Below are 22,477 nucleotides of genomic sequence, written 5' to 3' on the forward strand. Positions count from 1 at the left end.
CCGCCGTGGGGCGCAATCCGGCGCGGTGCAGAGTGCGACGCGCGGCGTGGCCGAAGCCGAGGAGAAGCTCTGCGAGATCGCGGCGGAAATCGAGGCCCACGCGCCGGTGACGGATGTCTCGAAACTCGCGGCGGTCATCAAGGCCGCGCGCACACTAGGCGATACCGCCGGTCAGATCGCGAATTCGAAGCGTGAGGAACAGGAGGCGCGGGCTTCCACCGCCCGCTTGCTGAAGGCCTTGCGGCCGGCAGTCGCCGATCCTGCCGTCCTGGAATCAGCACCGGTTCCCCCGCTGGCTTCGGTTGAGACGCATCGAGATGCGTGCCGCAGCTTGGAGGTGCGGCAGCGGACCTGCCGCGAACAGATTCGCAGCGCCGAGCAGGAGCGCATCCGTCGCCAGAAAGCCCTCGAACGCCTCGTCGCGGACGGGCACGTCGTCACGGCCGAAGAGCTCGAACGCCTGCGCGGTCGCCGCGACACGGGTTGGTCGATCATTCGGCGCCGCCATGTAGAGGGCGTTGCGGTTTCCGAAGACGAGATGGCGGCCTTCGGTCCGCCCGATGCGCTGGTGCAGGCGTTCGAGGCCGCAATGCTCGGCGTAGACTCGGCTGCCGATCGGCGCTTCGAGCATGCCGATGTCGCCGCGCAGCTTGCGGTCATTGGCCGCCAGATCGGCGAGCAGGACGACTTGCTGGAATGCTTGGGCCTGGAAGAACAGGCATTGGCACAAGAGCGCACAGCTCTGGATGCCGCCTGGGCCGCCCTGTGGTCGGGCAGCGCCATCACGCCGCAAGATCCAGACGTGATGATCGACTGGCTGCGTATGCGGTCCGAGATCCTGGACGTGAATGCGCGGCTCTCGGCGGCTGAGCGGCAAACAGGCGGATGGCAACAGCGTGAGGATGACTGCAGACGTCTGGTCTTGGCCGAACTTGAAGCGTTGGGTGTCTCCACAACGTCTCTGGCCGCCCAGCCGCTCCATCTCGTCATCGAGGCCGCGGCGGCGCAGGAACGCCGGCACGAAGACGCCGCCAAGACGGCCCGCGATCTCAATGAAGCGCACCGTAAGGCGACGGGCGTTGTTACGCGCAAACGCAAGGATCTGGAGAAGGCCGAGGCGGAGTGGACGGAGTGGACGAGCGCGTGGCAGGCCGCCCTGAAGGCGTTGCAGCTCGCGGCCACGGCGACGCCTGAGACGGCCGAAGCGCAGATCAACGCCATCGACGACATGCGCGAAACGGCAGGCCGGATCAACGATCTGAGACACGAACGTATCGAAAAGATCGAACGCGATGTGAAAGCGTTCGAGGCCGACGTGGCGGCCTTAATGCAAGCCATCGCACCGCGCCTAAGCGGCACGGATCCCGAGGAAGCCGTCTTGGCGCTCGATCGTCAAGCTGCAGACGCAGCACGCGTGCGGGACCTGAAGGCCGCGAAGGATTCCCATATCACCGGCTTGCAAGAGAAGATCGATGAATGCTGTGAATCGAGCCGCGAAGCGCGCGAAATCATTACACGGCTCCAGCAGAAGGCGGGTGTCGCATCGATCGATGAATTGCGGATCGCAATTCAGCGCTCTGACGATATGCGAAAGCTCGGCGCCGAGCTTGATCGGCTCACGAACGCGCTGGCGCAGGATGGCGACGGCCTTTCGCTGGCGGAACTGAGCGCCGAGTGCTCGGGCATCGACCTCGATGCCATCGCAGCCAAGGATCAGACGGTCACTGACGACGTGAAGGAACTGCGCAATCGCTTGATGGAAACGCGGGAGGCCCGTAACACCGCGCGCCAAGCCTTCGAAGCCGTCGGCGGTGACGACCGGGCGGCGAGGGACGCCGCCGATCGGCAGGCGGCGCTCGCCGAGATGACCGAGATTGCCGAGCAGTATGTACTGCCTTCGCTCGGCCATCACATTGCTGCAATGGTCGATCGATCGCTATCGGCGCGAGAAGCAGGCGCCCATGCTCAAGCGCGCCGGCGAGCTGTTCGCCATCCTCACCTGCGGATCCTTCCAAACGCTGCAGCTCGAATTCGACGAGCACGACAACATGCACCTCGCGGGCCTGCGCCACGACGGCCGGCGGGTGCCGGTTGCCGGCATGAGCACCGGCACCGCGGACCAGCTCTACCTCGCGCTCCGGATCGCCGCGGTCGAGGACTATCTCGATCGCGCCGAACCCATGCCGTTCATCGCGGACGACCTGTTCATCAACTTCGACGACAAGCGCGCAGCGGCAGGCTTCCGTGTCTTGGGCGAGCTCGCCAAGAAGACGCAAGTCCTGTTCTTCACGCACCACGAGCACCTGCTTAACGTCGCGCAAAGAGCCTTGGGCGTCCCGATTAGCGGCGTTACGCTGCCGTCGGCCGCGAACCCGCCGCCACGGTCAGAGGCCGCATGACCGCCCCAGGTTCTGCGGAATTTCCCGTACTTTATGTGATCACCCTCGGCTAAAACCTCCGTTAGAGGTCTAAGCTGCACGGTCGAGGGACTGAGCTGGCGCCGATCAGTATGGCTGAAGTCGCGGCAAGCCGCCGATCTCGCCGCCACTCGCTTTCGAAACGCTTTGCCAGCGATTCACATTATCGAGAGCTGGCTGAGCCAACTCTCGGAAATTCACCGTTTGAAAAACCGTTTTAGTTCGGTCATCTCAAACGGTTTGTCTCGCTAAGGTCTTGATTTATTTGGTGGGCGCACCAGGGCTCGAACCTGGGACCCGCTGATTAAGAGTCAGCTGCTCTACCAACTGAGCTATGCGCCCGAAAGGCGGTCAAAGCCTTGCGAGGCCGGTCGTTTAGCAAAGCGATCCGGGGATGGCAAGCGATCGAGCGCAAGTTTTCCAAGGCTTCGTCCACAAACCTGGAAATGCGAAAAGCCGCTGGATTCCAGCGGCTTCGCCAAGGTTAACGGCCGGAAACCCGAGCCGCTCAGAGCCGGCCCTCACGGTCCCGGTCCGGACCGCCGTCACGGTCGAAACGGTCGTGGTGGAAGTGGTCCATGCCCCGATCCATCATGCGGTCCATGCGCTCCATGAAATGGCGGTGCCGCGGCCCGTCCTCGCCGCCGCCGAACGAGCCGCGGTGGCGGGTCAGCACGGCGAGGCGCCGTTTCTGACCCTCGTCCAGGGTCTTGTAGAGCGGATCGGCGGCATCGGCGATCTTCTTCAGGGCGGCGGAGCTGGCGCCCATGTCCTCGGCGCGCTGGCGCAGGCGGGCGATCGGATCCTCGACCCTGTCGGCATCGCCCGGCCCGGCATTCATCCGCGCATTGGCGCGATCAATGCGCAGCTTGGCGAACTCCCGCACGGCGGCCTCGACCGGCGGCCACAGCTTCTCCTGATCGGCGTTGAGCTTCAGCCCGGCATGGACGGCGGCGATCCGCGCGTCGACGAAGGCGGCACGGTCCTCGGGGTTCATGCGCATGTGGCGGACGTGCTCCATCCACGGGCGGTGATATTGGGCATAGACCGCGCCCGAGCCGGCGATGCTGAGCACTGCGATGGCTGCGATGGTGAATTTCCTCATACGAACCTCCTCTGGAAGGATGCTCCGAGGATGGGCGCGGCGCGGCCGACGCGCAACTTACAACTTGGACAGGGAGCGCGTTGTTACGAAGATGTAACGGCCGATTTTACCTCCCGCCGCGATCGGAAATCATTCGCAACAAAAAGGCTTCCGTGCAGCTCGCACGGAAGCCTTCATTCATCATTCATCGTCCGTCGGATCAGTTCGTGGTGCTCTTGGCTTCCTTCTGGAACTCGTCGATCAGCGACTGGCCGACCCGGCTTGCGGCGTCCTTGTAGACCGGCTCCATCGCCTTGCGCATCGCCTCGTCCTGCTCCGGCGTGAGCTTGATGATCTCGCTCTTGCCGCTCTTCTTGATCTCGGCGAGCGCGTCGTCGTTCTCCTTTTGCGACTGCGCGTTGCTGAAGGCGGTCGCCTCCTTCATCGCCTTGGAAAGCTGGTCGCGGATGTCGGCCGGCAGGTCGTCCCAGAACTTCTTGTTCACGATCACGACGTAGCCGATGTAACCGTGGTTGGTCTCGGTGATGTACTTCTGAACCTCGTGCATCTTCTGGGTATAGATGTTCGACCAGGTGTTCTCCTGTCCGTCGACCACGCCGGTCTGCAGTGCCTGGTAGACTTCCGAGAACGCCATCACCTGCGGCAGCGAGCTGAGCGCCTTGAACTGGGCCTGCAGAACGCGCGAGGACTGGATGCGGAACTTGACGCCCTGATAATCGGCAGGCGTCACCAGCTTCTTGTTGGCACTCATTTGCTTGAAGCCGTTGTCCCAATAGGCAAGTCCCGTGATGCCCTTGGCGTCCAGCAGCTTGAGCAGCTTTGCGCCGAGCGGGCCTTCCGTCACTTTCCGCAGCGTCTTCAGGTCCGGAAGAATGTAGGGCAGATCGAACACCTCGAATTCGCGGATGCCGAGCGGACCGAACTTGGAGTTGGACGGCGCCAGCATCTGAACGCTGCCGAGCTGGAGCGCCTCGAGCTCTTCCTTGTCCTTGTAGAGCGTAGAGTTCGGGTAGACCTCGACCTTGACCCTTACCGCCGGTGTACTTCTCGGCAAGCTCCTTGAATTTCTCCGCGCCCTTGCCCTTCGGCGTGTCGGTGGCGACGACGTGGCTGAATTTGATGATGATCGGATCGGCGCTGGCGGGGCCGACAAGGCTCAAGGCCAATGCCGCGACGGACACAGCGATCGCGAAGGTGCGCATATTCTCTCCCTGTTGTTATTTGGAGCCGCCCGGCGTGCCGGTCGGCTGTCCTCATGCCAGCCAAATCAATACAGGCCGGCGCCCAAGCCCGCTATTGGTCGTTAGCAGGGCAGCCATCTCTCAGACCGTCATTCCGGGGCGATGCAAAGCATCGAGCCCGGAATCTCGAGATTCCGGGTCTGGTCCTTTCGGACCATCCCGGAATGACAAGCTTTGCTCGTCAGCTCGCCGCCGCGGTCGGCACCGTGTCGCGCTGGCGCTTCATGACGATCTTGTTGAGCGCACCGAGATAGGCCTTGGCCGAGGCCACCAGCGTGTCCGGGTCCGCCGCGCGCGCCGTCATCGAACGGCCGTCCTGCGACAGCCGCACCGAGACCTCGGCCTGCGCGTCGGTGCCTTCGGTCACCGCGTGAACCTGGTACAGCTCCAGCTTCGCCTCGTGCGGCACCAGGCGCTTGATGCAGTTGAACACCGCGTCGACGGGGCCGTTGCCCTCGGCCTCCTCGATCTTGATCTGGCCGTCGACGTCGAGCTTCATGGTCGCGCGTTGCGGGCCGTGGGTGCCGGCAATCACGGTCAGCGAGGTCAGCTTGATGCGGTCGTGCGAGGCCGCCATCTCCTCGTCGACCAGCGCCTCGATGTCCTCGTCGTAGATGTCCTTCTTGCGGTCGGCCAGCGCCTTCATCCGCGTGAACGCATCTTCCAGCTGGTTGGGGCCGAGCTTGTAGCCCATCTCCTCCAGCTTGTGCACGAAGGCATGACGGCCGGAGTGCTTGCCAAGCACCAGCGAGGACTGCTTCAGGCCGACCATTTCCGGCCGCATGATCTCGTAGGTGGAGGCGTCCTTCAGCACGCCGTCCTGGTGGATGCCGCTCTCATGCGCGAACGCGTTCCGGCCGACGATTGCCTTGTTGTACTGGACGGGAAACGAGGTTGCCGCGGACACCAGCTTGGAAGCGCGGGTCAGCTGGGTGGTGTCGATCTTGTTCCAGTAGGGGAATTTGTCGTTGCGCACGTTGATCGCCATCACGATCTCTTCGAGCGCGGCGTTGCCGGCGCGCTCGCCGATGCCGTTGATGGTGCACTCGACCTGGCGCGCGCCGCCGGTGATGCCGGCCAGCGAGTTGGCGACCGCCATGCCGAGATCGTTGTGGCAGTGCACGGAGAACACCGCCTTGTCCGAGTTCGGCACGCGCTCGATCAGCGTCCTCATGAAGTGGGTGTATTCCTCCGGCACCGTGTAGCCGACGGTGTCGGGGATGTTCACCGTGGTGGCGCCGGCCTTGATCACGGCCTCGACGATGCGGCACAAAAAGTCCATCTCGCTGCGGGTGCCGTCCTCGGCCGACCATTCGACGTCGTCGATCTGGTTGCGGGCGCGCGCGACCATGGCGACCGAGGTCTCGATCACCTGCTCCGGCGCCTTGTTCAGCTTCACCCGCATATGCAGCGGCGAGGTGGCGATCACGGTGTGGACGCGGCCGCGCTTTGCAAACTTCACCGCCTCGGCGCAGCGGTCGATGTCGGCGGGATGGGCGCGCGACAGTCCGGCGATGACCGCGTTCTTGGAGCGGCGGGCGATCTCGCTGACCGCCTGGAAGTCGCCTTCGGAGGTGATCGGGAAGCCGGCCTCGATGACGTCGACGCCCATATCATCCAGCAGCTCGGCAACCTCGAGCTTCTCCTCGAAGGTCATGGTGGCACCGGGGCACTGCTCGCCGTCGCGCAGCGTGGTGTCGAAAATGATGACGCGGTCCTTCTCGGACTTGTTCTGGGTGGCCATACGAAATTCCTTTTGAGCGTTTGCGCCGTTCAGACCGTTTTAGTCCCTTGGCGCTTGAGGTGTCCGGTGATCTCGACCAACCCCTGAGCGCCCAGGCGCGTGGCGCCCAGCCGGCCCTCAGGGGCAAGTAAGAAGAAGGCCGCCAATAAGGAGGGTGGGCAGCAACGCGGCCGAGGTCGTGGCGGCGGCCAGAGCCACCTCCCCCGAAATCCCCTCGATTTGGCCACGAATCAGCATTGCCAGACCCTTTTGAGCCCCGAAATCCTCGGCGAAAACCGTTGACGGTTGGTTGCCGGAAGGCTCAGTACGGCCCGTTTCTAGACGAAAAACGGCTGTAACTGCAACGCCAAAAGATGGTCAGCATGCATGACCTAGTAGGCCATAGCCTGAGGTCCGGCTATCCCGTGCCGGTGCGGCGGGCACGGGCCCTGCTCTCCCAGCGGTCCAGCATCTGGCCGAGTTCGCCGGTCGGCACGGGTGAAGCGGTGTCGGCTTTCGCAAGCTCGTTGGTATTGGCCGGCGCGTTCGCATGGAGCCAATCCGGTTCGCTGTATTCGCGCCAGCGGCGTGCCTCCGCGCGCCTTTTGCGGGAGACGTAGTCGCGTGCGAAATAGCCGGCCGCAAATGCGATCGCGAGGATGAAGACCAGGACGACAATTTGCACAATGAGCTCCGGCTTTATCCCGTCAAACTCTCATCCAAAACGCACTCGAAGGTGACGAAATTGCGACCCGCCATCGCGCCGTGGTTTCGATTCCGCCTCTCGCAACCGACACCGGACCGGACTAACCTTCGGCGGCTCGGCCGGATCAACCGGCCAGCGAGCATGATCGGGAGGACGCGATGACACGCCAAGAGGCTCGTGACCACGAGCTGCGTGAGCAGGATACTGCGCTTTCACGACGAACACTTGTCCGGGGGCTGGCGCTTGGCGCCGCGGCGACCTTGGCCGGAGGTGGCTCCGCGCTGGGCCAGACCGGGCCTGCCGCCCCGCCGACGACGATCACCACCCCGCCGCGCGATTTCGGCCCCCACGGCGCGCCGACCACTTATTTCTGGGACCCCGACATCATCGCGGTCGATCCGTCCTTCAACGATCTCGCGCAGCCCAACACCGCAATCAAGCGGCTGTACACCGGGCTGCTCTGGGCCGAAGGCCCGGCGTGGAGCGCGCAGGGCCGCTATCTCCTGTGGAGCGACATTCCCAACAACCGGCAGATGCGCTGGACCGAGGACGACGGCCGCGTCAGCGTATTCCGCTCGCCCTCCAACAATTCCAACGGCAACTCCTTCGATTTCCAGGGCCGCCAGCTCTCCTGCGAGCACCTGACGCGCCGGGTGACGCGCTACGAGCATGACGGCACCGCCACGGTGCTCGCGGACTCCTACCAGGGCAAGCGGCTGAACTCGCCGAACGACGTCGCCGCGCATCCCGATGGCAGCTACTGGTTCACCGATCCGCCCTATGGCGGCCAGCTCTATGAGGGCGAGCCCGACGTCGCGGGCGGCCCGAGCAATGCGGGCGGCAAGCTCAATCCGCGGATCGGGCAGCCGGCCGGCTTCGTGCCGGGCAGGCGCGAGCTGCCGACCAACTGCTATCGCATCGACCCTTCCGGCCGCATCGATCTCGTCGTCACCGAGGACCAGGTGCCCGACCCGAACGGGCTCTGCTTTTCGCCCGACTACAAGAAGCTCTACATCGCCTCGACCGGCAAGGGGCCCGGAGACACCGGGCCCGGCGGCAAGGGCGAGATCTTCGTGTTCGACGTCGGCAGCGACAACAAGCTCTCCAATCTCAAAAAGTTCAGCGACTGCGTGATCGATGGCGTGAAATGCGGACCCGATGGCCTGCGCTGCGACGTCAACGGCAATCTCTGGGCTTCCAGCAATGCCGGCCGCGCCGTCGGCTACAGCGGCGTGACCGTGTGGTCACCGGAGGGCAAGCTGCTCGGCCGCATCCGCCTGCCGGAAGTCTGCGGCAACGTCTGCTTCGGCGGCCCGAAACGCAATCGCCTGTTCATGGCGGCGAGCCAGTCGCTCTACACGCGGTGTACACGGCGACGCAAGGCGCGGGTCCGGGCTGAGGCGGCGCAGCCTTCAATTGCAACACGGCGCCGGCTTTACTCGCCGGCGCCGAATTGTTTGGGTCGATGCGTCGGCCGGAGCAACAGAGGTGACTTGCGGACAGCGCGCGTGATAATTGAGCCATGGCAGACAAAATGGCAGACAAAATCCGCGTCGTTGTTCTCTATGGCGGCAGGTCCGGTGAGCATGAGGTCTCGCTCAAATCCGCGGCCTCCGCATTCAGGCATCTCGACCGCAGCCGCTTCGAGGTGATCCCGGTCTCCATCGACTAGGTCGGGCGCTGGCAATGGAACGATCTCGGTGCGCTCGATCTGGCGCAGACGACGTCCTTGCCGATCCTGCCCGATGCGCCCGAGATACGGCTCGCCAGAGGCCCCGATGGACGCGGCGTGCTCGTGCCGATTGCGCAAGCCGTGGCCGCTCCGACCGAGATTGACGTCGTGTTTCCGGTCATGCATGGGCCGCTTTGCGAGGACGGGACCATGCAGGGCTTGCTGGAGCTGGCCGAGGTCGCCTATGTCGGCTCGGGCGTTCTCGCCTCCGCCGTCAGCATGGACAAGGATGTCGCCAAGCGCCTCGCAGAGTTCGCCGGCATTCCGGTCGCGCCCTATCGCGTGCTGACCCGCAAGGCCTTCGTTCAGGACCGCACGTCGTCGCTCGCGAAGGCGGCCGAAGGCCTGAGCCTGCCGGTCTTCGTCAAGCCGTGCAACATGGGCTCGAGTGTCGGCATCCACAAGGTGAAGACGTGGGATGCGCTTGGCGCGGCGCTTGACGATGCGTTTCGTTACGACGTCAAGGTGCTGGTCGAGCAGGGCATCGACGCGCGCGAGATCGAGGTCGCGGTGCTCGAGGGCGAGACGCTGTTTTCGAGCGTCGCCAGCGAGCTGAACCCCAACGCCCATCACGAGTTCTATTCCTACGAGGCAAAATATCTCGACCCCGATGGCGCCCGAGTCGACCTTCCGGCGAGGTTGGATCCGGCACAGATGCAACGCGTGCGCTCGCTCGCCACAGAGGTGTTTGCGACGCTTGAATGCAGCGGCTTTGCGCGCGTCGACTTCTTCCTCGACCGACAGACCGGCCAGTTCTATTTCAACGAGATCAACACCCTGCCCGGCTTTACCTCGATCAGCATGTATCCGAAAATGATGGAAGCCTCGGGTGTGCCCTATGGCGAGTTGCTGACGCGGCTCGTCGATCTGGCGCTGGACCGGCACCAACAGCGTCATTCGCTGGAACGGGGCTACGTGAGCTAGGTTGTTTCCGGTCGGGGACAAGCCCGGGTCAGGACAAAGGCCATGCGCGTTGTGATCTGCGGCGGCGGCGTGATCGGGGCCTGCACCGCGTATTTTCTGCGCCGCCGCGGCATCGACGTGACTGTCGTGGAGCGAACCGAGGTCGCGGCCGCCGCATCCGGCAAGGCCGGCGGCTTCCTGGCGCGCGACTGGTGCGCGGGCACGCCGCTCGACGCGCTGGCGCGGCGCAGTTTTGCACTTCACGCGCAACTGCCGGAGAAGATCGCGGGCGATTGGGGCTATCGGCCGATGTCGGCCTATAATGGTTTCGTTGCATCCGACGACGATGCACGTCGGACTGCGCCGTCGGCGCTTCGTTGGCTCGGTGACGGCGTCGTCATCGCACGGCGCATCGGCACGGTGGAGACGACGGCGATCGTTCATCCCCGCAAGTTCACATCGGCCGTGATGAACGCGGCACTCGCGCAAGGCGCCGAGCTTCGCGCCGGCCGCGTCACCGGCATCGCGCGCCGCGCAGACGGCACGCGAGCGAGAGGTGTCGAGGTCGACGGCGGTGTCATCGAAGCCGACGCCGTGGTGATCGCGATGGGACCGTGGTCGCTGCTCGCGGTGCAATGGATGAGCCTGCCCGCTGTCTATGGCCAGCGCAGCCCGAGCATCGTGTACGACCTCGGCGCCGACGTGCCGGCCGATGCGTTGTTCCTGGAGCAGGAGGACGACGGGGGTGCCGTGTCGATCGAGGTCTTTCCACGCCCCGACGGCAGCACGCATATCGTCGCCCTCTCCGACATCGCACCTCTGCCGCTCGACCCTGCCGCCGTGACGCCGAACACCGAAGCGATCGCGCGCCTGCAGATCATGTGCGAGCGGCTGTCGCCGCTGTTTCGTCCCGAGAAGATCATCGCGCGGCAAGCCTGCTTCCGTCCGGTGACGGAGGATGGATTGCCGTTGATCGGCAAGGTGCCGCAGAGCGAAGGCGTTTATGTTGCGACGGGGCACAATGTCTGGGGCATTCTCAATGCACCCGCCACCGGCGAGGCAATGGCGCTGCTGATCGCAGGCGATGCAACGCGGCTGGACTTGTCGCCGTTCGATCCGGCCCGGTTGAGACCGCTCGATCCATCGTTGCTGCAAGCACACTGAACCAGAATGCTGTCTCTGATAGAACGGATGGAGCGAGGCGAAATCCGGGACGCTCGTGCCGCTCGGCGAAAATCCCGGATTGCGCTTCGCTCCATCCAGGCTACAGGCGTTCGCCACGCATGCCCACCAGCGAAATCTGCATGCCTGCGCGCATGATGAATGTCCCGCGCTGTGCTGCCTGCAATTTGCGCAGCGTCAGACTTTGGTCCCCTCTCACAATCCTGAACGCAGTTTCACTTGCCGAGAAAGTCTCGCCCGTTATAGTCGCGACATAATGGCTCACAAGAGGCCTGTTCGACGGGAGACAACAAGATGAAGAAACGACTCTCTGTTGCAATTGAAATGGTGCGCGACGCGAACGCGACCGGCGCGCTGAAGGACGTCACAAAGATCGACGTCAGGCCTCGAAATCTCATCAAGCCCACCACAAGCTGATCGATCCGTTCTGCGGGCCTGAGCCCGGACGCACTCACCCTGCGACTTCGCACAGCACCTTCCCTCCAGCGGCAGCTCGTCTGCCCGGTCGATGATTCATGCGAGCATTCCAGATTCTGATCGATGGCTTTGCCATCAGCGCTCTCTACGCTCTCGGCGCCACCGGTTTCACCCTGATCTTCGGCGTCTCCGGCGTACTCAACCTCTCCCACGGCGCCATCATGGTAGCGGCAGCGGTCGCGGCCTGGGCCGCAGCCAGTGTGCTCGGTGTCGGCACCTATGCCGGCGCGCTGATCGGCGTCGCTGTCGCGCTCCTCACCGCGTTTGCCACTTATTTCGCGGTGGTGAAGCCGATCCAGGATTCGCGGCGCATCCCAAATGAGGAGAAGGAGATCTTCGTCCTCACCGGCACGCTGCTCTGGGGCATCATGATCCAGGAATTGATCGCCTATTTCTTCACCAACAACGCGAAGACCGTGCTGCCGATCGTCGAGGGCGTGGTCGAGATCCTCGGCGTCCGCACGCCACGCAACGAGATCTTTACAACAATCGTGTGCTGTCTCGTGATTGCGCTGCTGTGGCTTCTGGTGAACCGCACCCGCACCGGCAAGGCGGTGCTGGCGGCCTCAATGAACCCGCGCGGCGTCACCCTGCTCGGGCTCGAGCTCACCAACATCTACGTCGTGGTCTGGGCGATCTACGGCATATTGGCCGGCATCGCCGGTGTGCTGCTCGGAATGTTTCTTGGCGTCAGCTCCTACAGCGTCGGACCGCTGACCGCGAGCGCGTTCTCGATCGTCGTGCTCGGGGGCCTCGGCAGCGTCTCGGGTTCGCTGATTGCGGCCTTCGTGGTCGGCTATCTCGAAACTCTGACGGCCTATCTGGTCTCGCCGGCCTACCGCACCATCCCGGCGCTGCTGCTGCTCGTGTTCGTGATGTACATCCGGCCCCAGGGCCTGCTGGGGAGACGCTGAGATGTCCACCTTCTTCACCTCGCGCCTGTTCTTCATCTCGCTCGCGCTCGTCGTCATCGCGGCAACCTTGCCGCTCTACGTCTCCGGATATGTGCTCGGCCTGCTCACCGTTGCCTTCTATTTCGGCGTGTTCGCGATGGCCTGGGACCTTCTGTTCGGTTTTGCCGGCGAAGTGAACTTCGGGCCCACCTTCCTGATCGGCGTCGGCGCCTACACAGCCGGGATCCTGAATGCGCAGTTCGGCTGGTCGGTTTATGCCTGCATCGTGCTTGGCGCGCTCGCCTCGGTGATCGCCGGTCTCCTACTGGCGCTGCCTGCGCTGCGCGTGCGCGGGCCCTATTTCGGCCTGACCACCCTGGTCGCGGTGCTGATGCTGCAGAATTTCATCGTGGTGTTCGCCGATCTCACCGGCGGCGAGATCGGTCTCACCATCCCCGACGTCATCAGCATCGATGCCGGCACCAACTACTGGATCGCGCTCGGCTTCATGACGATCTCCGCGGCCATCCTCTACGGCCTGTCGCAATCGCCGATCGGCCTCGTGCTGCAGGCCAGCGGCCAGGATCCGGTGCAGGCCGGCGCGCTCGGCTTCAACATCGTCAAGCACAAGCTCGCCGCCTTCGTCGTCAGCGCGTTCTTCTCGGGGCTGTCGGGTGCTCTGCTGGTGTTCTATTTCGGCACCGCCTCGGTCGGCACCGTCGTCGACGTCGCGGTCGGCGTGAACGTGATCGTCTCCGCCGTGCTCGGCGGCCGCCGCACGGTGCTGGGCGCGGCACTCGGCGCGATCTTCCTGATCGTCGCCGGCGAATTCTTGAGGCCGACAGGTGAGCTCGCGACCTTCATCGTCTCGGCGGTCGCGCTTCTGGTCGTGCTGTTCTTCCCTGGCGGCTTCCTCGGAGCGGCCCTCTCGCGCGAGGCCCGCACGTGATGGATATGAGGCTTTCAAACCGGGCCGTGCTCGAAGTCCGCGGCCTGACCAAACGATTTGGTGGCCTGACGGCCGTGAAGAATCTCGGCTTCGAGGTCAATGGCGGCGAGATCTTCGGCCTGATCGGGCCGAACGGCTCGGGCAAGTCGACGGCGATGAAGAGCGTGATGGGGATCGAGCGCCCGACGTCGGGCGAGGTGATCTTCGAGGGCGAGAACGTCGCCGGCCTGCCCGCGCATAAGATCGCGCGGAAGGGCTTTGGCATGGTGTTCCAGCACTCGCGGCCGCTGAACCGGCAGACGGTGCTGGAGAATATCCTGGTCGCGCTGCTGCCGGACAGCCTGTTCATGCTGTTCCCGGACAGGGCGCTGGTCGAGCGCGCCAAATGGATCGCCGAGCGCGTCGGGCTCGGTAATGTGATGAACCGCCACCCGCCGACGTTGCCCTTCGCCGACCTCCGCCGGCTCGAGCTCGCCAAGGCGATCGCGCGTGATCCAAAGGTCGTGCTGGTGGACGAGCCCTTCGCCGGGCTGACGCGCGCCGAGGTCGAGATGTTCTCGAACCTGATCCGCAGCTTCCGCGACGAGGGTCGCGCGGTGATGCTGGTCGACCACAACGTCAAGAGCGTGGCCGCTCTCGTCGACCGGGTGCTCGCGATGTATCTTGGCGAGGAGATCGTCACCGGCAGGGCTGACGAGGTCATGAAGAATGCGACCGTGCGCAGGGTCTATCTCGGCGGCGCCATCGAGACCCATGCGCGGCCCGAGACCAGCTTCAAGGACAAGGTGCCGCTGCTCCAGGTCGAGAATGTCAGCGTGTTCTACGGCAAAGCCCAGGCGCTGGAGAACGTCTCGATCCACGTCCACGAGGGCGAGTTCGTTTCCGTGGTCGGCCTCAACGGCGCCGGCAAGACGACGCTATTCAACACCATCTCAGGCTTCCTCCCCTATAGCGGCGAGATCGTGCGCGGTGGCGAGAAGCTGCGCGGAACGAGCCCGGCGAAGATCGCGCGCAGCGGCCTCGTTCACTGCCCGGAATCGCGCGAGCTGTTCGGCGAGATGAGCGTTCGCGAGAACCTCGACCTCGGTGGTCAGCATCTCTCCGACGAGAAGCGCGCCGCGCAGCTTGCCTGGCTGTTCGAGCTGTTCCCGATCCTGAAGGAGCGCCAGGGCCAGCTCGCGCAAACTCTGTCCGGCGGCGAGCAGCAAATGCTCGCCATTGGCCGCGCGCTGATGATGCAGCCGCAGATCCTGATCCTGGACGAGCCGACGCTGGGTCTTGCCCCCGTCATTCTCGAGTTACTCTCCAAGGCGCTGACGAAGCTGCGGCAGACCACGGCTATCACGGTGCTGCTGGGCGAGCAGAACGTGACCTTCGCGCTGCCACATGCCGACCGCGTCTATGTGCTGGAGCATGCAAGGATCGTCTGGGAGGGTGATCCCGGTCGCTTCGCGGCGGAGGCCGGCGCCGATTTTCTTTGAGTGCGTCAACATCAACAAGAACACGGAAAGGGAAACGACCATGCAATCCTCAGTTCTCGGCAGCAGCTTGCTCGCCTCCGCGCTGGCGCTGTGCCTCGCCGCACCCGCCTACGCGCAGTCGAACGGTCCCATCAAGATCGGCGTCATCGCCGAGGTCCAGTCGATCGCCGGCGCGGCGACGCCAGGCGGCGCGCAGATCGCTGCCGACGAGATCAACGCCAAGGGCGGCATCCTCGGCCGCAAGGTCGAGATCGTCACCTACGACAACAAGAGCTCGTCGGCGGACTCCGTGCGCGCCTTCCAGCGCGCGGTGAGCGAGGACAAGGTGTCCGCGGTGATCGCAAGCTACATCAGCGAGGTCGTGCTGGCGCTGGAGCCGTGGGCCGCGCGGCTGAAGATGCCGCTGATCACGCCAGGCGCCGCCTCGAACGAGATCACCAAGGCGATCCACAATGATTACGAGAAGAACAAGTACACATTCCACGGCTATCTGACCTCGGCCGCGCAGGCCCAGCTCGTCTGCGACGCCGCCAAGGACCTCCTCGTCGACAAGCTCAAGTTCAAGACCGTCGCGATCATGAGCGAGGACGCGGCCTGGACCAAGCCGCTCGACGTCGGCTACGAGGCCTGCCTGCCCAAGGCGGGTCTCAAGGTCGTCGAGCACGTCCGCTTCTCGCCTGATACCACCGACTTCACGCCGATCTTCAACAACATCGAGAGCAAGAAGCCCGACGTGATCGTCACCGGCATCTCGCATGTCGGCGTGCAGCCGACCGTGCAGTGGAAGAACCAGCAGGTACCGATCCCGATGTTCGGCATCAGCGCGCAGGCGTTGAGCCCGACCTTCTGGAAGGACACCAATGGTGCCGCCGACGGCATCCCCTCCCTTGCGGTGGCGACGCCGGACGTTGCGGTGACCTCGAAGACGAAGCCGTTCGCTGCGGCGTTCAAGGCGAAGTACGGCAATCCCCCGGCCTATACGGGCTACACTGCCTATGACGAGGTCTACATCATCACCGACGCGATCAAGCGCGCCGGCTCGACCGACCCCGACAAAATGGTCGCCGAGCTGGAGAAGACCGACTACGAGGGCACGATCGGCCAGATCCAGTTCTACGGCAAGAACGACGAGTTCACCCACGGCATCAAGTCCGGCCCCGGCACCGTCACCGGCCTCGTGTTCCAGTGGCAGGACTCCAAGCAGGTCGTGGTCTGGCCCGAGAGGATCGCCGAAGGCAAGATGAAGTTTCCAAACTTCGTGAAGCTGTCCCAGTAGTCGGCTCGCCGATGTCGGCCCATCGCTTCCCGGGGAGCGGTGGGCCGTTTCGTTGTCTTTCGCAGCTGCGTTGTGGCGGCGCCCATCGACCTTGGGCGATGTTGACTTTACGCATTCCCCTCCCAATACTTCGAAAAAAACCACCAATCGTAAGATGGTTTTGAGGGAGGATAGGATGTCGACTTCACGCAGGCAGCTGCTGAAGAGCTCGGCGGCTGCCGCCGCCGCACTCAGCCTCGATTGGACACGGGCCCAGGCGCAAGCCGAGACTCTACGCATCGGCCTGATCTACGACCTCACCGGCCCCTTCGCCGCGGGCGGCTCGGTCGCTTCGTCGATCGGCGCACAGATCGCGATCGATCTCGTCAACGAGAAAGGCGGTATCGGCGGCAAATACAAGATTGCTCCGGTCGCCGCGGATTCCCAGAGCAAACCCGACGTTGCGATCAACGAGGCCGAACGGCTGATCAGCCAGGAGAAGATCGACATCCTCAACGGTGTCTATGCGAGCTCGCATGCGGTGCCGCTCGCGGCCAAGGTCGAGCAGCAGAAGAAGATCCTCTGGATCACGACCGCGGTCTCGACCGCCGTGTTCAAGGATAAGAACCTGCAATACGTGTTTCGCGCGCAGATCCATTCGGATCAGTACGGGCAGGCCTTTGCAAGCTTCATCAACGAGCATGCGAAAGCCAAGCTCGGCATCGACCCGAAGGAGGTCAAGGTCGCGCTGATCCACGAGGACGGCCCCTACGGCGTCGGCGTCGCCACGGCCGACGAAGCCTATGCCAAGCAGGCCGGCATCCCGGTGGTGCTGCGCGAGGGCTATTCGGCATCGGCGCCGGACCTCTCGGTGCTCGTCACGAAGATCAAGCGCGCCAAGGCCGACGTGATCTCGCATGCCGGCTACAACCCTGATATCACCCTGTTCCTGCGCCAGGCGCGCGAGAGCGGCCTGCGCTTCAAGATGCTGTTCGGCGCCGGTGCCGGCTACAGCCAGCTCGACAAGCTGCGCGCCACCTTCGGGGCCGATATCGACAATTTCTGCAACATCGATCCGGTGCCGGCGCAACTGCTCGACCCCGCCAAGCTCGCGCCGGGCATGGGCGATCTGATCAACGCCATGGTCACGCGCTACAAGGCCAAGACCGGTGCGACCGACGTGCCGCCACACTGCTCGATGGGCTTCAACCAGACCTGGGTGCTGCTCAACAACGTGCTGCCGGTCGCCAAGGAGAAGTACGGCAGCTTCGAGCCCGAGGCCATCCGCAAAGCGGCGCTCGACGTCGACATCCCCGTCGGCGGTACCATCCAGGGCTATGGCGTGAAGTTCTTCCCGCCGGGCACGCCGCTCTCCGGCCAGAACGAACGCTCGACACCGGTGGTGATGCAGAATGCCGGCGAGCACATCTCGGTGGTGTGGCCGACCAATATCCGCACACAGGACCCGGTATTCCCGCTGCCGAAGGGATCGACCTACGCGGCGTAAGGCAGGCTGCGGCGACAAGCTTTGCCCTGCCCTGGAGGGGAGGGCAAGAGAAGCGCACCACTACAACACCACCCTTCGTCCCGCCTCCGCCGCCCAATAGCCGGCGTAGTTCACCTTGATCGTCTCATAGGCCAGCGCGAGGTCGGCGAGCGGCTGGCGCCCGGTCACGACGCATTCCATGAAATCCTGGATCTCCTGCAAGTACCCGCGCGTCCATTCCTCCTCGAGACAGACATACTGCCAGCCGGTCTTGCGATCGACTTTTTCGGTGATGTAGACGCCGGCGAGCTTTTCATCGCTGGTCTGGTAGCTCATCAGATGGGTGTTCGGCGTGATGTTGGCGAACAGCGAGCCGCCGCTCGTATAGGTCTCGATCAGGTTGCGCACGCCGCCCATGATCATGTCGCCGGAGAACACGGTGGCCTTGGTGCCGTCGGAGAAGGTCGCGGTGAGCGTGCCCCAGTCCTCGACATCGATGGGATTGGCTTTGATGTAGCTGCGCTCTTCGGGCTTGAGGCCGGCGGTGACGTTGCCGACATCGCCGGTGACGCTGGCGACGCGGATGGTCTCGCTGCGCGCCTTCGCTTCGACCTGCTTGAGATACAGTACGGCCGAGAGCGGATGGCAGCCCATCCGGATCAGCGAGCCGCCGCCGGTCATCGCCCATTGCGCGGCATGGGCGGCGTGCGAGCCGGAATGGCTCTCCTCGCCCTTCATGAACAGGATCTTGTCCTTGGTCGCCTTGATGATCTCCGCGGTCTTGGTCACCGCCGGCGCGTAGATCCAGTCCTCGGCATACATGAACAGCTTTCCTGTCCGCTCGATCGCGGCGCGCGTCGCGTCCATCTCTTCCAGCACGCGCTCATACATCAGCGCCTTCGGCACGTGCCTGCCGATGGGCTGCTCGTCGCCCTCGCGGCCGAAATAGCCGGCGAAGGGCTTTTCGCAGATTACATGCTTGCCGGCCTGCATCGCGCCGACGATCATCCCGGCATGGAGATTGGGCGGCGTGCAGATGTCGATGACGTCGAGATCGACGTCCGCGATCAGATCGGCGAAGTTGCGATGGACGCGCGGGATGTTGTGTCGAACAGCGAATTCAACAACGTGGTCGCCACGCGCCGCAACCGCCGCAACCTCGACGTCCACGCCATAGACGCGGCGGAAAGCATGCATGTGCAGCTCCGACACGAAGCCGCAGCCGACGAGTCCTACCCTGATCCTGGCCATGGTGCCCCCTTGCTTTGGGCGGCACTATAGCGCGCTCAGAAGCCTATTCCACCGAGACCCGCACCACTCCCGCGCTCATCATGCCGAGCGCGCGGGCGGCCGGCACCGAGAGATCGACGATCCGCCCGCGGATGAAGGGACCGCGATCGTTGACGCGGCACTGGATCGTGCGTCCGCTATAGGACACCTTGAGCACGCTGCCGAACGGGCGCGTGCGATGGGCGCAGGTCAGCTCGCCGCCTCTGCCGGCCTTGCTGTACCCGTAGTACGAAGCAAGCCCGCTTTCGGCGTGGGCAACAGAAAAGGCAAAAAGCAAAAAGCTGGCCAGAGATAGCAATAGCGTCATCTGCGCTTGCACGGCACCCTCCCGGTTACCCTGCCTGGCGCTGCAAACGTCGCTTTGTTCCCTCAGGTTCCGGGAACCCTGCCGGGAAGTGCCCCGCGGGGGATCACACTTTGTTACTGCCGGTGAAACACCAACGTGCGGACCTCGATGCTTTCGCGCGGCGCTGCATCTGCCGGCGTGGTCGGATCGACGAACGCGGTATGCGGCCCGAAGCGGGTGCGGCCGTCGGTTGCGGAATCGTAGCACTTCAGCAGCAGCGCCTCGTCCGGCGTCATCTCCGGGAAATAGAACCAGCGGTGGTTCGGATTGTATCTCACCGAATAGATCTCGCCGCGACGGTTGGGATAGATCAGGTCAGAGGCGACGAGATCGTCGGGAGCGACCGTCGTGCCGTCGGCCATCGCGAGCGGGGAATCGCGCAAGGGGCCGCGGATCGGCCGCCAGAGATTGATCACCTGCACACGGCCCTTCAGCAGCTCCTCGGCCTCGTCAGGCAGATGCTCGCGCACGCGATTGACGCCGGAGACGGCGGTCTGGTCGACATGAACGCGCGTCGCCGGCTGGCGCGGGCCGGCGTCTCGGATATCCGCAGCACCCTCGACACGCTTGCGCACGGTGTGGTCGAAGATGAAGGCCCGATCCGCCTTCAGCGTAGCACGCAGGAATGCCTCCACGGCGGGATAATAGACCGCCCTCACCTCTTCGTCGTTGTAGAAATCCTTCACCTGGGTCGGGTGACGCACCAGCGCAAAGCCTTCACGATCGAGCGAGAAATTCTGCGCAATCAGCCGCCCGTCGAAGATCGGCACCTGATGCGGCTCAGGCAGCGACGTGCTCTTGGGCTCGCCGGGCGGCGGGTCGAAGGCGTAGGTACGCGGCTTGCCCGATGTCGGCGCGAGATAGTTGAGTTCGGCAGTGACGAAGGGAAGCGATTCGATTTTCGTTTCTTGCAGGCCCATGGCCAGTCTCCCGATGTGGTCGTCGGATTGATTTTTGCGGGAGTTCACCGCGTCGCAAGAGGTGCGATGCAAATAGCAATGAGGCTGCTGTCGCGAGCGCTATATACAGGAGGATTGTTTCGAGGAACGCGATTGGGCTGGAAGTTGTCTTCCCGCTTCACGGATGCTCGAGCGCTTGAGAGGTCTCGTGCCCCGACGCAGCGCATCACCAAGTGGTGCGCTGCTGAGCCGGGGCCCATCTAACCGGACGCAATCTGTGCGCCATGGGTCCCGAGCCTGCGCAGCAGCGTTTCACGCTGCAGCGCGTCCGGGACACGAGAGTGTGCGTAGAGGCTACAACCCCGCCTTCGCGATCGCGCCCGCGAAGGAGCGATCGACGATCTCGGCTGCATCGAGCTTCTGCTTGATCAGGCCCCAGCGGAAATAGAGGTCGATCGTGCTTTGCTCGTCCGCGACCACGCCGTCGTCGATTGGGGCGATCCGGATCTTGGCCCGCGACAACCAGTTCTGCGGCACGGCGGTCGGGATGTTCATCAGCCTGCCCCAGGTCGCGGCGTAGCTATCGACGTTGCTCAGCGACCAGGCCCGCGCTGCGGTGAGACGTCGAACGAAGTCGGCCAACTCCCCTCGCTTGTCGCGGATCGCGTCTGGCCGCGCCACCTGAAAACTCAGACCCGGCGTCAGGCCCTCTGAGGTGATGATCCGCCGCGATTTGAACAGCACCTCCTCCTGGCTGACATAGGGCTCCCAGGTTGACCACGCATCAACGGAGCCTTGCATGTAGGCAATCTTGGCGTCCGAGGGCGCCAGGAATGCGATCTGCACGTCGCTCGCAATCCAGCCGTTCTTCTCCAGCGCGGCGAGGATCAGCTGATGGCCGATCGAGCCGCGGCCGGTGGCGATCTTCTTGCCGCGCAGATCGGCGAAACTCCTGATCGGTGAGTTCTCCGGCACGATGATCGCGAGGCCCTCGCGCGTCTGCCGGATGGCGGCGATCGCCTTGACCGGCGCGCCGGAGGCGGCGGCAAAGGTGAAGGGCGCGTCACCGACGAGGCCCGTCTCGATTGCACCGGCGCTGAGCGCCTCGAGCAGTGGAGCTGCCGCCGGAAACTCCCGCCACTCGATCTTGTAGGGAACGTCCTTGAGCACGCCGGCCGCCTCCATCACGGCCTGTGCATTGCCCTTCTGGTCGCCCACACGCAGGGTGGTTTGTGCCGCCGTCAGCCCGAACGAACCGAGCAGCAGCGCGCAGGCCAGCATGAGGCGGATCATTCCGCAGCCTCGCCGCGAACGGCCTGACGCTTGGCAATCAGCTCGCGCGTCAGCGGGATCAGCTCACGGCCATATTCGATGGCGTCGAGCAGCGGGTCGAAGCCTCGAATCAGGAAATGTCTGATGCCGAGATCGTAATAGTCGCCGAAGACTTCGGCGACCTGCTCGGGGGTACCGACCAGCGCGGTTGTGTTGCTGTTGGCGCCGGTGAGTTTTGCGATCTCGGTCCAGAGCCGCTTGTCGATGCGGCTGCCCTGGTCGGCGAGCGCGAGAAGGCGCCGCGCACCGGCAGTGGCATGGCCGTCCGCGGGCTTGCGGTAGCCGGTCTTGTCCTGGAGCGCGGTGGCGCGCGTCAGAATCTCCTCGGCCTTCTCCCAGGCCTGCTTTTCAGTCGGGGCAATGATCGGCCGCACCGACAAGCTGAAGCGCGGCGTCGGCCGGCCCTGCCTCACCGCGGCGTTATGGACGCGCGAGGTCACATCGCGCACCTGCGCGTAGGATTCGCCCCACAGCGCAAAAGTGTCGGCGTGCTTGCCGGCGACGTCGATCGCCGCATCCGAGGCTCCGCCGAAATAGACGCGGATGCCTTCGGGACGATACGGCTTCACCTGCGAGAAGGCGTTCTCGACCTGGTAGTACTTGCCCTTGTAGGTGAATGGCCTGTCGCTTGTCCATTCCAGCTTGAGCACGTCGAGAAACTCGGAGGTCCGCGCGTATCGCTCGTCCTTGTCGTCGAGCGTGTTGCCGTCCTGCCGGAGTTCGGTGGCATTGCCGCCGGTGATGACATGGATCGCGACCCTGCCGCGAGAGAACTGATCGAGCACGGCGAACTGCCGCGCCAGCAGCGTCGGCGCGGTGAAACCGGGCCGCTGCGCGATCAGCACGTTGAGGCGGCTGGTCGTGTTGAGCACGTGCTGGGCTACCTGGAGCGAATCGGGCGTCGTCGAATGAAACGCCAGCAGCGCACGATCGAAGCCGGCGTTCTCGTGCGCCTTCGCCACCGTCTCGATGTGGGTCGGGTTGAGAACCGGTCCTTCGCGGACGATGGTCTCGGACGAATTGTTGTTACTGATGAAGCCGATGAACTCGATCGACATGA

16 protein-coding genes, 1 tRNA gene and 3 pseudogenes are annotated in these 22,477 nt (G+C 64.2%); 10 read left to right on the forward strand and 10 right to left on the reverse strand.

Annotated features, from left to right (window positions below; all coding sequences use genetic code 11):
• The first annotated feature begins 46 nt into the window (after positions 1 to 46).
• The gene (locus ABIG06_RS02945) at positions 47 to 2,311 is read left to right on the forward strand and encodes a hypothetical protein (RefSeq protein WP_370134112.1); all 2,265 of its coding nucleotides are present in this window, start codon (positions 47 to 49) and stop codon (positions 2,309 to 2,311) included.
• A gap of 372 nt (positions 2,312 to 2,683) precedes the next feature.
• Here ABIG06_RS02945 and ABIG06_RS02950 read toward each other — a convergent pair.
• The 5 genes and pseudogenes from ABIG06_RS02950 to ABIG06_RS02970 form a co-directional block, all read right to left on the reverse strand.
• A tRNA-Lys gene (locus ABIG06_RS02950) sits at positions 2,684 to 2,759 on the reverse strand.
• A 166-nt stretch (positions 2,760 to 2,925) separates the two neighbouring features.
• A complete protein-coding gene (locus tag ABIG06_RS02955; protein WP_370134113.1) occupies positions 2,926 to 3,522 on the reverse strand; it encodes a Spy/CpxP family protein refolding chaperone in 597 nt (198 codons plus the stop codon).
• 199 nt (positions 3,523 to 3,721) lie between these two features.
• A pseudogene (locus ABIG06_RS02960) lies at positions 3,722 to 4,724 on the reverse strand (TRAP transporter substrate-binding protein).
• Between the two features lie 220 nt (positions 4,725 to 4,944).
• Complete coding sequence (locus tag ABIG06_RS02965; protein WP_370134116.1) at positions 4,945 to 6,507, reverse strand: 2-isopropylmalate synthase; 1,563 nt, start codon at positions 6,505 to 6,507, stop codon at positions 4,945 to 4,947.
• A gap of 397 nt (positions 6,508 to 6,904) precedes the next feature.
• Positions 6,905 to 7,174, reverse strand: coding sequence for a hypothetical protein (locus tag ABIG06_RS02970; protein ID WP_370140774.1), 270 nt, complete (start codon positions 7,172 to 7,174; stop codon positions 6,905 to 6,907).
• Between the two features lie 176 nt (positions 7,175 to 7,350).
• On the opposite strand from ABIG06_RS02970, the pseudogene ABIG06_RS02975 reads away from it, so the two are divergent.
• The 9 genes and pseudogenes from ABIG06_RS02975 (at position 7,351) to ABIG06_RS03015 (ending at position 17,571) form a co-directional block, all read left to right on the forward strand.
• Positions 7,351 to 8,591, forward strand: a pseudogene (locus tag ABIG06_RS02975) (SMP-30/gluconolactonase/LRE family protein).
• 135 nt (positions 8,592 to 8,726) lie between these two features.
• Positions 8,727 to 9,848 (forward strand): annotated as a pseudogene (locus ABIG06_RS02980) (D-alanine--D-alanine ligase family protein).
• Between the two features lie 42 nt (positions 9,849 to 9,890).
• The gene (locus ABIG06_RS02985) at positions 9,891 to 10,991 is read left to right on the forward strand and encodes an NAD(P)/FAD-dependent oxidoreductase (protein ID WP_370134121.1); all 1,101 of its coding nucleotides are present in this window, start codon (positions 9,891 to 9,893) and stop codon (positions 10,989 to 10,991) included.
• Positions 10,992 to 11,303: 312 nt separating this feature from the next.
• Complete coding sequence (locus ABIG06_RS02990; RefSeq protein WP_370134123.1) at positions 11,304 to 11,426, forward strand: hypothetical protein; 123 nt, start codon at positions 11,304 to 11,306, stop codon at positions 11,424 to 11,426.
• A 98-nt stretch (positions 11,427 to 11,524) separates the two neighbouring features.
• The gene (locus ABIG06_RS02995) at positions 11,525 to 12,400 is read left to right on the forward strand and encodes a branched-chain amino acid ABC transporter permease (RefSeq protein WP_370134126.1); all 876 of its coding nucleotides are present in this window, start codon (positions 11,525 to 11,527) and stop codon (positions 12,398 to 12,400) included.
• 1 nt (position 12,401) lies between these two features.
• Complete coding sequence (locus ABIG06_RS03000) at positions 12,402 to 13,328, forward strand: branched-chain amino acid ABC transporter permease (RefSeq protein WP_370134127.1); 927 nt, start codon at positions 12,402 to 12,404, stop codon at positions 13,326 to 13,328.
• Complete coding sequence (locus tag ABIG06_RS03005) at positions 13,328 to 14,809, forward strand: ATP-binding cassette domain-containing protein (protein ID WP_370134130.1); 1,482 nt, start codon at positions 13,328 to 13,330, stop codon at positions 14,807 to 14,809. Before ABIG06_RS03000 ends, ABIG06_RS03005 begins: the two co-directional genes overlap by 1 nt.
• A gap of 40 nt (positions 14,810 to 14,849) precedes the next feature.
• Positions 14,850 to 16,085 (forward strand): ABC transporter substrate-binding protein, encoded by a 1,236-nt coding sequence (locus tag ABIG06_RS03010; protein WP_124159892.1) that lies wholly within the window; start codon positions 14,850 to 14,852, stop codon positions 16,083 to 16,085.
• Positions 16,086 to 16,260: 175 nt separating this feature from the next.
• Entirely contained in the window at positions 16,261 to 17,571 is a 1,311-nt protein-coding gene (locus tag ABIG06_RS03015; RefSeq protein ID WP_370134133.1) for an ABC transporter substrate-binding protein, read from the forward strand.
• A 60-nt stretch (positions 17,572 to 17,631) separates the two neighbouring features.
• Here ABIG06_RS03015 and ABIG06_RS03020 read toward each other — a convergent pair whose 3' ends face one another.
• The 5 genes from ABIG06_RS03020 to ABIG06_RS03040 form a co-directional block, all read right to left on the reverse strand.
• Entirely contained in the window at positions 17,632 to 18,801 is a 1,170-nt protein-coding gene (locus ABIG06_RS03020) for a Gfo/Idh/MocA family protein (RefSeq protein ID WP_124159894.1), read from the reverse strand.
• 43 nt (positions 18,802 to 18,844) lie between these two features.
• On the reverse strand, positions 18,845 to 19,159 hold the full coding sequence (locus ABIG06_RS03025) for a septal ring lytic transglycosylase RlpA family protein (protein ID WP_124159895.1): 315 nt from the start codon (positions 19,157 to 19,159) through the stop codon (positions 18,845 to 18,847).
• 101 nt (positions 19,160 to 19,260) lie between these two features.
• On the reverse strand, positions 19,261 to 20,106 hold the full coding sequence (locus ABIG06_RS03030) for a CmcJ/NvfI family oxidoreductase (RefSeq protein WP_370134136.1): 846 nt from the start codon (positions 20,104 to 20,106) through the stop codon (positions 19,261 to 19,263).
• A 333-nt stretch (positions 20,107 to 20,439) separates the two neighbouring features.
• A complete protein-coding gene (locus ABIG06_RS03035) occupies positions 20,440 to 21,378 on the reverse strand; it encodes an ABC transporter substrate-binding protein (RefSeq protein ID WP_124159897.1) in 939 nt (312 codons plus the stop codon).
• On the reverse strand, positions 21,375 to 22,475 hold the full coding sequence (locus ABIG06_RS03040) for an LLM class flavin-dependent oxidoreductase (RefSeq protein ID WP_370134139.1): 1,101 nt from the start codon (positions 22,473 to 22,475) through the stop codon (positions 21,375 to 21,377). Before ABIG06_RS03040 ends, ABIG06_RS03035 begins: the two co-directional genes overlap by 4 nt.
• Positions 22,476 to 22,477: the final 2 nt, after the last annotated feature.

This window comes from Bradyrhizobium sp. USDA 326 (assembly GCF_049739485.1).
In the GTDB taxonomy this organism is placed as follows: domain Bacteria; phylum Pseudomonadota; class Alphaproteobacteria; order Rhizobiales; family Xanthobacteraceae; genus Bradyrhizobium.